At 67.7% G+C, this 9,857-nt stretch carries 5 protein-coding genes and 1 pseudogene; 2 read left to right on the top strand and 4 right to left on the bottom strand.

Going from position 1 to position 9,857, the window contains the following annotated elements; translation table 11 throughout:
- Positions 1-4,205: LamG-like jellyroll fold domain-containing protein (locus tag VN779_RS15325; protein ID WP_325723768.1), on the bottom strand; the 4,205-nt coding region annotated here is incomplete at its 3' end.
- A 276-nt stretch (positions 4,206-4,481) separates the two neighbouring features.
- Between VN779_RS15325 and VN779_RS15320 the strand changes: the two genes are divergently transcribed.
- The gene (locus tag VN779_RS15320; protein WP_325723766.1) at positions 4,482-5,981 is read left to right on the top strand and encodes a lipopolysaccharide biosynthesis protein; all 1,500 of its coding nucleotides are present in this window, start codon (positions 4,482-4,484) and stop codon (positions 5,979-5,981) included.
- Positions 5,891-7,447, top strand: a complete 1,557-nt coding sequence (locus VN779_RS15315; protein WP_325723772.1) for a lipopolysaccharide biosynthesis protein — start codon at positions 5,891-5,893, stop codon at positions 7,445-7,447. The genes VN779_RS15320 and VN779_RS15315 overlap by 91 nt, the downstream gene beginning before the upstream one ends.
- On the opposite strand, the gene VN779_RS15310 is transcribed toward VN779_RS15315, so the two are convergent.
- From VN779_RS15310 to VN779_RS15300, 3 genes and pseudogenes are all read right to left on the bottom strand, one after another.
- Complete coding sequence (locus tag VN779_RS15310; RefSeq protein WP_325723764.1) at positions 7,444-8,325, bottom strand: glycosyltransferase family 2 protein; 882 nt, start codon at positions 8,323-8,325, stop codon at positions 7,444-7,446. The genes VN779_RS15315 and VN779_RS15310 overlap by 4 nt on opposite strands.
- Positions 8,325-9,605: a hypothetical protein gene (locus tag VN779_RS15305; RefSeq protein ID WP_325723762.1), complete on the bottom strand. Its 1,281-nt coding sequence runs from the start codon at positions 9,603-9,605 to the stop codon at positions 8,325-8,327. Before VN779_RS15305 ends, VN779_RS15310 begins: the two co-directional genes overlap by 1 nt.
- Before the next feature lie 2 nt (positions 9,606-9,607).
- Positions 9,608-9,857: pseudogene (locus VN779_RS15300) on the bottom strand (hypothetical protein); the annotation flags it as partial.

The raw sequence follows: 9,857 nt of genomic DNA, 5'->3' as shown, positions 1-9,857 counted from the left end.
AGGTAGGGCGGCGAGAAGATCTCGGAGCTCTTCTGGTCGGTCGGCGCGTCGCCGCCGTTGAAGCGTCCGCCTCCGAGGATGAGCACCCGCGCATCGGGCAGCAGCAGGGCGTTTGAATGGTACAGGCGCGGCCGCGACATGCTCGCGAGCGTGGTCCAGGTTTCGGTGACGGGCGACCACAGCTCGGCGGCGAGCACGGCGTTGTCCACCCCGACCGCATTCGTGTCTGGACCGCCGCCGGTCGCGAGGACGGTGCCGTCGGGCAGCACCGTCAGCGTGTGGAAGGTGCGCGCGAAGTTCATGGGCGCGGTCTGCCGCCACCTTGGCGTCGCCTGGTTCATATCGAGCACGTATGTCGTCGCCGTCGAGGGAATCACCGGCTGGTCCGGATCGACGGAGCGTCCCGACTTCAGGATCTTGCCGGACGCATACATCGCCGCGCTGCCGCCATCGACGGCCGTCGGGTCGACGACCGACCAGGTCTGTGTCGCGATGTTGAGGACCCGGCTGACGATCGGGGCCTCGGTCGTCGAGGCTGCGAGCACACGCCCGTCGGACAAGACGAACATGTGCGGGTAGTACGGGAAGCTCTGGCTTGCGCCGGTGAGCTGTGTCCAGGAATCGAGCTGCGGATTGTAGATTTCCGGGATCGGTGCGAAGCATCCACCGCAGTCGATCTCGCCGGAGGTGACGAGTACGCGTCCGTCCGGAAGCACGGTGACGGTCGGATACCAGCGGCCGACGGCCATCGGCGCGACGCGCGACCACGTGCGCGTCGCCGGGTTGAAGAGATTCGTGTCGCGTAACCCGATGTGTGCGCCGTTGTGTCCGCCGGCGACCAGCGCTCTGCCGTCGGGCAGCAGGCAGCTTCCGGTGCAGAACATGTTGGTCAGGCTGTTCGGGACCGAGGTGAAGACGCCGGTCGCGGGATTCCACAGACGCGCCTGGTTGCCGAAGTCCTGGCCATCCCAGGCGAGGATTTCACCGGTCGCAAGCAGGTCGGCATTGACCGCGACGATCGGCCAGGTCACCGGCGCAGCCCATTGGCCGGAGGTGGAGCCGGTCGGCGTGCCGACCGAGACCGACACCGCGGCGCTCGTCGTGCTGTTGCCGGCGAAGTCGGACGCCCTGGCCTGCAGCACATGGCTGCCCGAAATCGACGTAGCCGTATCCCACGCCACACTATAGGGCGCCGTGATGACTGGCGAGCCGAGCGGTGAGCCGTCGAGCAGGAACTGCACCGAGGCGACACCAACGTCGTCGCTGGCGTTGGCCGAAACCGACACGGTGTTCGTGACGGTGGCACCGGCCGCGGGCGAGGTGACGTTGACCGACGGCGGAGTGGTATCGGACTGCGGGGGCGGCGCGGCGCCCGCAACCGGCGTGAGCATGTCGACCTGGATCTCGGCCGGGCTGAGCGCGCGGTTGTAGATGCGCACCTCGTCGATGAGGCCCGCGAAGTACTCGGTCGGGTAGGCGTCGGCGCCGATCTGCAAAGTGCCCGTCGTGGGCGCCAGCGCCGCAGTCTGCGCCTGGCTTGCCACCTGCACACCGTTGACGAAGAGCCGCACCGCCGTCCCGTCGAAGGTCGTCGCAAGATGCGTCCAGGCGTTCACCGGAATCGGCGCGGGTCCGAACGTGTTCTGGTTGCCCGAGGTCCACGTGCCGCCCGCGCCCGGACGGTTGCCATTGTCGGTGGAGGCAAAGAGGTAATAGCCGTCCACGTTCTTGTCGACGATCGCGCGCCAGCCGGTCGGCGTCGAAGTCGGGAAGATCCACGCTTCAAGAGTCATCGCCGTGGTCAGGCGAAGCGACGGCGCATCCGGGACGGTGACCTGCGCGCTGGTGCCGTTGAACACCAGCGCATTGCCGAACTTGCCGGTGGTCCAGGTCGTTCCGGTCGCCGCGCCATTGTTGTTCTGCCCGGAGGCGTCGCGGATCGCGGTGCCCGTGCCCTCGTCGAACCCATACGCCGCAACCAGGCCGCTGGTATCCGGAGTGAGCGTGGTGACCGTGACGATGCTCGACCAGGGGCTCAGGTTGCCCGCCGCGTCGGTCGCGCGCACCCAGTAGCGGTAGGTGGTGGTCGCCGAGAGCCCGGTGTCGCTATAGGTCGTGCCCGTGGGCGTCGCTATCGTAATCCACGCGGTGCATCCGGCGCCGAGGCAGCGCTGCAGGATATAGCCGGTCACGCCGACGTTGTCGGTGGAAGCCGTCCAGCTCAGGTTGATCTGGCTTGCGCTGAACGCGGTGGCCGTAAAGCCGGTGGGCGTGGTGGGAGCGGTCAGGTCGGGCGCCGGCGTCGTGGCCGAGGCGACCAGCGAGTAGGCGCCGAGATTCCCGGCGGCGTCGACGGCCCGCGCGCGATAGCTATAACTCGTCGAGGCGGTAAGCGCGGTGTCGTTGAAGCTCGTGCCCGTCGGTGCGGCGATCTGAGCGAACGCGCTGCAGCCGCTGCCGGAGCAGCGCTCGAGCTGATAGCCGGTGACGCCGACGTTGTCGGTGGCCGCGGTCCAGCTCACGCTGATCTGCGTCGGGCTTGCCGCGACCGCGGCAAGGCCGGCGGGCACGCTCGGCGGAGTCGTGTCGGGCGCCGCCGCCGTGGTGGCGTTCACCGTGCTCGAGTTCCCGCTGACGTTGCCCGCCGCGTCGACGGCACGCACGCGGAACCGGTAGGTCGTCGAAGCCGTGAGCCCGGTATTGCTGAAGCTCGTGAGCGTCGAGGTGCCGACCTGTGCGAATGTGGTGCAAGTGGAGCCCGTGCAGCGCAGGATCTGGTAGCCGGTCACGCCGACGTTGTCGGTGGACGCGGTCCAGGCGAGGTCGACCTGCGCGCTGCCGGCTGCCTTGGCCGAAAGGCCGGTCGGCGCAGTGGGTGCGGTGGTGTCGGGTGCCGCGAGCGTGGTCGCGGAAGCGACGCTCGAGTACGGGCCGAGGTTTCCGGCGGCGTCGATGGCGCGCACCTGGTAGCTGTAGCTCGTGCTGGCGGTCAGACCCGTGTTGTTGAACGTCGTGCCGCTGAGCGTGAAGATCTGAGCGAACGCCGTGCATCCATCTCCCTGGCAACGCTCCACGCGGTAGCCGGTCACGCCGACGTTGTCGGTCGCGGCCGTCCAGGAGAGATTGATCTGCGTGGCGCTCGCCGCGGTGGCCGACAGCGCCGGCGGTGCGCCGGGCGGCGTGGTGTCCGGCGCCGTCGTGGTAGCCGAGGCGACGTTCGTGTAGCCACCGAGATTGCCCGCGGCGTCGTTGGCGCGCACGCGGTAGCTGTAGCTCGTGCCCGCGGTGAGCCCGGTGTCGCCGAAGCTCGTGGCCGTCGGCGTTGCGATCTGTGCGAACGTGGAGCACCCCGCGCCCGCGCAGCGCTCCACGCGATAGCCGGCGACGCCGACGTTGTCGGTGGCCGCGCCCCAGGCGAGATTGATCTGAGTCGAGCCCGAGGCCGTGGCGGTCAGCGCGCCCGGCGCGCTCGGTGCGACCGTATCCAGGACCGGCGGCGGCGGGGCGCCCACGGCGACGCCCATGTCGGCCTGGATCTCGGCGGCGCTGAGCGCGCGGTTGTAGACGCGCACCTCGTCGATCATTCCCGCGAAGTGCTCGGTCGGATAGGCGTCGGCGCCGATCTGCAAGGTAGCTGTCGTGGGCGCCAACGCCGCGGTCTGCGCCTGGCTCGCCACCTGCACACCGTTGACGAAGAGCCGCACCGTCGCGCCGTCGAAAGTCGTCGCCAGGTGCGTCCAGGCGTTGACCGGAATCGGCGAGAGTCCGAACGTGTTCTGGTTGCCCGAGGTCCACGTGCCGCCTCCGGCCGGGCGGTTGCCGTTGTCGGTGGAGGCAAAGAGGTAATAGCCGTCGACGTTCTTGTCGACGATCGCGCGCCACCCGGTGGGCGCCGTGGTCGGGAAGACCCATGCCTCGAGCGTCATCGCCGTGGTCAGCCGCAGCGACGGCGCATCCGGAATGGTGACTTGCGAGCTGGTGCCGTTGAACACGAGCGCATTGCCGAACTTGCCGGCCGTGGACCACGTCGTCCCGCTCGCGACGCCGCTGTTGTTGCTCCCCGAAGCGTCGCCTACCGCCGTGCCCGACCCTTCCTCGAATCCGTAGGCGGCGACCAGGCCGCTGATGGTTTGCGCGCTTGCTGGGCCGGCCAGCAGCACGGCGAGCCACACGATGATGGACGGGATGAACCTCGATCGAAACATGCTTCGCTTCCCCGAACGAATGCGTGAGCCGGTCTCACGCTTCGCGCTCTTGTTGCATTCGACAATTTGAGCGGCGCGCTCTCCCGAGAATGATGCGCGCACCGCGCTCTAGCACCGCGTCCCAATCATGCCACCAACTGTTATTCCGCGGTATGCCGGCGCCGCGCGAATTGCGCTGTCGATTTTTTTTACAGCGCGCCGAGAAAGTCGCGCTCGTTGCAGATAGCTACATCGGACCAACCCGAGTCGGATCCGACCCCTATGGTAAAAAGCCCGATGGCAAGCATCGGGCGCGCGCTCGTGCGCGGCAGCGCATGGATGATCGGCTTTCGCCTGTTGGACCGCTCGGTCGGCCTGATCAGCATGCTGGTGCTGGCGCGCGTCCTGACGCCGGCCGACTTCGGCCTCGTGGCGATGGCGACCGCCCTGATCGCCTTCGTCGAGCTGTTCGGCTGGCTCGGACTGGAGATCGCGCTGATCCAGCGCCCGGGAGCCACGCGCGAGCATTTCGACAGCGCGTGGACCATGAATGTGCTGATCGGCGCTTCGGTCGCGCTCATGCTGCTGCTTTGCGCGTGGCCGCTGGCGCGGTTCTATGGCGATGACCGGCTGGTCGCCCTGGTGGTCTTCCTCGCCCTCGGTCCGCTGTTCCAGGGATGCGAAAACATCGGCGTGGTGGCGTTCCGCAAGGAGCTCAACTTCGAGCGCGAGTTCCGCTTTCTCCTGAGCAAGCGGCTGCTCTCTTTCGCGATCACGGTGGCGCTCGCCCTGTGGCTCCGGAGCTACTGGGCGCTCGCCATCGGCATGGTGTTCGGGCGTCTGGCCGGAGTCGCCATCAGCTACGCGCTGCATCCTTTCCGGCCGCGCTGGTCGCTTTCGCGCGCCGGGGATCTGCTGCACTTTTCGCTCTGGCTGGTGGCCCAGAATATCTTCGTCTTTCTCAAGGACCGCGGGCCCGACTTCATCGTCGGCAAGTTCGCCGGCGCGCACGCGCTGGGCATGTGGAGCGTGGCGAACGAGCTGTCGAACCTGGTCGGGACCGAGCTGATCCAGCCGATGAACCGGGCAGCCTTGCCGACTTACTCGCAGTTGGCGGAGGATCGCGCTGCGCTCGCCGCCGCGTATCTGTCGGCCGCGGGCCTGGTCGCGGTGCTGGTGATGCCGCTGGTGGTCGGGCTGGCCGCGGTGGCTCCGCTGGTCGTTGCGGTCCTCCTGGGGCCGCAGTGGCGCGAGGTGGGACCTCTGATCAGCCTGCTCGCCTTCCACGGGCTGGTGGACGTTTTCCTGCGCACGGCGGCCTCCGCGGTGCTGGCCGGCGGCCGTCCAATCGTGTACGTGAAGATCTACGCCCTGCAAGTGTGCGTGCTGCTTCCATTGTCGTTCTGGCTGACCCGCGAGTACGGAGTGCAGGGCGCCGTGGTGGCCACCGTCGGGACTGCGCTCGGATTGCTGCCGTTGAATGCGACGCTGGTCGCGCGTGCGATCGGGGTCAGCGCGCGGCAACTGCTGGCAACCGTGTGGCGGCCGCTGTTGGCGGCGGCAGTCATGTACGGGGTAACCGTGCTGGCGCAGCCGCCGATCGATACCGCAGCGCTGACGACCGGCCGCGCGCTCGTGCTGCTGGCGATCTTCGTGCCGTTGGGTGCGGCAACCTATATCGGCGTCGTCCTGTCGGTCTGGATGCTTTGCGGCCGACCCTCCGGCGCGGAGACGGTCCTGCTTGGCCAGGCAGCGAGCTACTGGCGGCGGATGACGGGCCGAGCGGAAGCTTCCTGAACCAGGACAATCAATCCGCGCTGGACCGGGAGCTCGTAACCGGGATCGCATGGACCGCGGTCTTGCGCTGGTCGGCGCAGATCATCAGCTGGATCGCAACCGCGGTCGCGGCGCGTCTGCTCGTTCCGGGCGACTACGGCATCATGTCGATGGCGATGCTCGCGGTGGGCCTGGTGCGGATGGTCGACGACATCGGGCTGGACGCCGTCCTGGTGCAGGACCGCGGCATCGTCGGCGACTCGCAGGCGCGTCTGGCGGGGCTCGCCATCATGATCGGGGCGAGCGCGTCGGCGCTCATGCTGCTGCTCGCGCAGCCGATCGCGGCTTTCTTCAGGGAGCCGGAAGTCGCCGGCGCCGTCGGCGTGCTCGGCGCGCTGACTCTTATCGAGGCCCTGCAGGTCATCCCGCGCGCCGGCCTGCAGCGCGCGCTGCAATACCGGCGGTTGGCATGGGCCCAGTTCATCCAGGTCGTGGCGACGCAAAGCGTGCTGGTCACGGGCGCCTATCTCGGCTGGCACCATTGGGCGCTCGTGTCCAGCACGCTCGCCGGCGCCTGCGCGGTGACGGCGCTGTTGATCGCCTGGCATCCGTATGCCGTTCGCTGGCCGCGCAACCTGACGCAGCTCGCCATGCCGCTGTTGCAGGGCTGGCGCATCCTCGCCTCCCGCGTCGCGTGGTACGTCTATTCGTCCGCGGACCAGACCATCGTCGGCCGGCTGCTGGGGAAGGACGCGCTCGGGGCATACTCGTTTGCGACCACGTTCTCGACCACCATCTCGCAGGAAATCTCATCGGTGGTGATCCGGGTGGTTCCCGGCGTGTTCTCGTCGGTCCAGGACAGCCGCGACGAGCTGCGGCGATACTTCCTCGTCCTAACGGAGCTGCTGGCCTATCTCACCTTGCCGGTCTCGTTCGGCATGGCGGTCACGTCCGATCTCGTGGTGCGAGTCGTTCTGGGGCCGCAGTGGGACGCCGTCATCGTGCCGCTGCAGTTGCTGTGCTTTTACGCGGCTTTCTTCTCCTGCCAGGTGCTCAATGCGCAGGTGCTGCTATGGACCGGGCAGTTCCGCGCAAACATGTGGCTGAACGCGCTGGCGGCGGTAGTGCTGCCCGTCGCCTTCTACATCGGGGCCCAGCGAGGCCTCGAGGGCGTGGCCTGGTCGTGGGTGATCGCGTTCCCTTTGGCGAACGTTCCCGCGTTCATGATCGCGTTTCGCACCATTCGGATCGGCCTCGGCGCCTGGTTCGACGCGATCTGGCCCGCGCTGGCCGCCTGTCTCGTGATGTCCGGCGCCGTGCTCGCGCTGCGCGGCGCATTGCCGGAGGCGATGCCTGCCCCGATGCAGGCGGCGTTCAGCGTGGCGGCAGGCGGCCTCGCGTACGCCGCAGTGCTGTGGTGGTTCTTCCGCTGGCGCGTGCTGGCGGTCGTGGATTTCCTGCGCCTGGTCCGGTCTCGGTCCGCTTAGGCCGGCCAAAGCAGCTGGCGGCATTCGCGCAGCAGCGCCGACCTGTCCCAGACGGCCCGCCTGCCGAGGAAGCACAGCAGCTCCAGCTTGGCTCCCGGGCGCAGCGGGCTGCGCAGGACGCGGCGCATCAGCCCCCAGTGGTGCTTCCAGGTGGGCAGGTAGATGCGGCGCGTTCCCGCCCGGAAGACCGCCTTGACCTGATGCGTTTCCGATTTCCGGTCCCAGCTCGAGCAGGCTTCGTGAAAGCGGCGGAAGTACTGGTACTTCGGCAGCTCCATGATTTTCCCGTAGAGGCTGAGCTCGGCCATGAACACCACGTCGGCATCGGTGTTGTTCGTGAACGGAAGCATGGAGCGCACCGCATCGATTCGCATCACCCCCATCAATTGATTGACCAGGGCAAGCTCGTTCAAGACGCGCTTGAACCGCAACGCCGCGTCCCCCTCCATCACGTGAAGCGGCTTGTCGTAACGGCGCGTCTCGCCGCCGTCCTCGCCCACCAGCACCGCACGGGGATGGCATAGCGCGAGGGACGGATCGCGCTCCATCTGCTCCATCGCGTCGGCAAGCATCTCCGGCGCCCAGAAATCGTCGGCGCTCGCGAGCTTGACGTAAGGCGTGCGGACCAGCTCGAGCAGCCGGTTGAAATTTCCGTACAAGCCGATGTTCACCGGGTTGCGGTGATACCGGACCCTGGGATCCGCTTTTGCGTAGCGCCCGCAGATCTCCTGCGTGCGGTCGGTCGAGGCATTGTCGCTGATCACCAGAACGAAGTTGCGGTAGGTCTGCGACAGCAGGGAATCGAGACACTGCTCCAGGTAGCGCTCGCCGTTGTAGACGGGAACGCCGACGGTGACGAGGGCCTTTTCCGGATCCATCAGGCCGACTCCCTCGCGGGGTCGGTCCTCTCCAGCCAGGCCTCGCGCCAGAACGTGAAGTCGTGCTGCGGGCAGAAGCCCAGCAGCTCTCCGGTGGCGTCGACCCCTTCCAGGATGACGGAGGGCGTTTTCATCTGGCGCATTTGACCGCTCGCGTCGTCGATGATGCGATCGACCCGGGCGAGCACCTTTCGATGCTCCTTGGTGTGCTTCAGCATGTCGCGGTCGAACCAGAGCCCGCGGTTCTTCCCGATTCTGTCCAGCGTCTCGAAGATGCGCTCGGGCTCGCGGACCCGCACCCGTTCGCCGGGCTGGAGGTTTAGATCGATGCGCATCGATGGGGTCTTGGAGGTCGGCTCGCAAGGAGGGAAGGGAATGCCGCCGCGCAGGCCCTGGGCGAGATTGAAAAGGCGCGTGAGCATGGCGACACAGAAGGCCGCGAGCGTGACGTTGCCGGCGATCAAGGGGCGCAGGGCCTGACGCGGGTCGCGCGGGCTCATCCGGGTCGAGGCCCGGGCAATCTCGGTGTACTGGCAAACGTACCTTTTCCCGCCGCCGTCGCTCTGGACGAATGTCGGCCCGAGGGCGAGCGGCTTGTTCCCGCTCACGGCAGCCGGCGCATCGGCCGGGCTGATCCAGGCGGTCTTCCAGATCAGGTAGCAGCGCGCCTGGCAGCCGTCGTGCGACGCCCCGTCGCAACGCAGGCCGGCGATCAGCACGGCGTCTTGCATGCGCCGCAGGTCCTTCCTGCCGCCGTAGTCGTACACCTTGTCGACGTAGCGGAACACCGTGCCCGTTCTCCCGCAGTAGCTCGCCATCTCCGGCATGAAGGGCAGACCGTCGAGGCAGCCGTTCGCATCGAGGGTCGCGGAAATTTCCTCGAGCGAGCGGATCCTGACAAGGTCGCCGACGTGCGGCGCCGGAGCGCCGAGCAGGCGGCGCAGCCACGAGAACCCATTGCTCCCGCCGTGGCCATCCTGGCCGAGCATCGCAGATTCCGACCGGTGAGCGTTCAGGGTGATGAACAGGTCCGGCTCGCCCCGTTCGCGGCTCGAATGGCGGAAGGAGGCGAGAACGCCCCCGGCCGCGACAAGCAGGAGCGCGAGACCGCCGGCCCATCCCAGCGACGCGAGCAGGAAAACGAGCGCTGCCGGAACGACCGCGGGCGCGAACCTCTGGCCGGCATAGGCGGCCGAAATGACCGCCAGGCCCGCCAGGAACGAGGCCACGGTGGTTTTTCTGTAGCTCGCTATGGCCTCATGCATGATTTTTTCAAGCAACCTCAGGGTCGTATCCCTGCGACCGATTTTGGCGCCGTGCGCTCCCAGGCATTGGCATCCTTGGCCTCGAACCGCGGCGCCGCGCTGTCGCCCGCCGCGGATTTCGCCTCTGCCGACTTCCAGACTTCCCAGGGCGTGGTGCCGAGGTGGTACATGTCGGTGAGCTCCTGGTGCTCCTTGAAAGTGTCCATGCACCAGAAGTGGTCGGAGGGGTAGCCGATGATCTTCTCCTCCGCGATGAGCCTTTGGAAC

Origin of the sequence: Actinocrinis sp., from assembly GCF_035605935.1 — a bacterium.
Taxonomy (GTDB): domain Bacteria; phylum Actinomycetota; class Actinomycetes; order Streptomycetales; family Catenulisporaceae; genus Actinocrinis.
This window is presented reverse-complemented; position numbering and strand designations above follow the sequence as displayed.

Excerpts from the sequence above, each read along its gene's own strand:
- VN779_RS15310 (WP_325723764.1), bottom strand. The coding sequence starts at position 8,325 with ATGGATCCGGAAAAGGCCCTCGTCACCGTCGGCGTTCCCGTCTACAAC.
- VN779_RS15320 (WP_325723766.1), top strand. The coding sequence starts at position 4,482 with ATGGCAAGCATCGGGCGCGCGCTCGTGCGCGGCAGCGCATGGATGATC.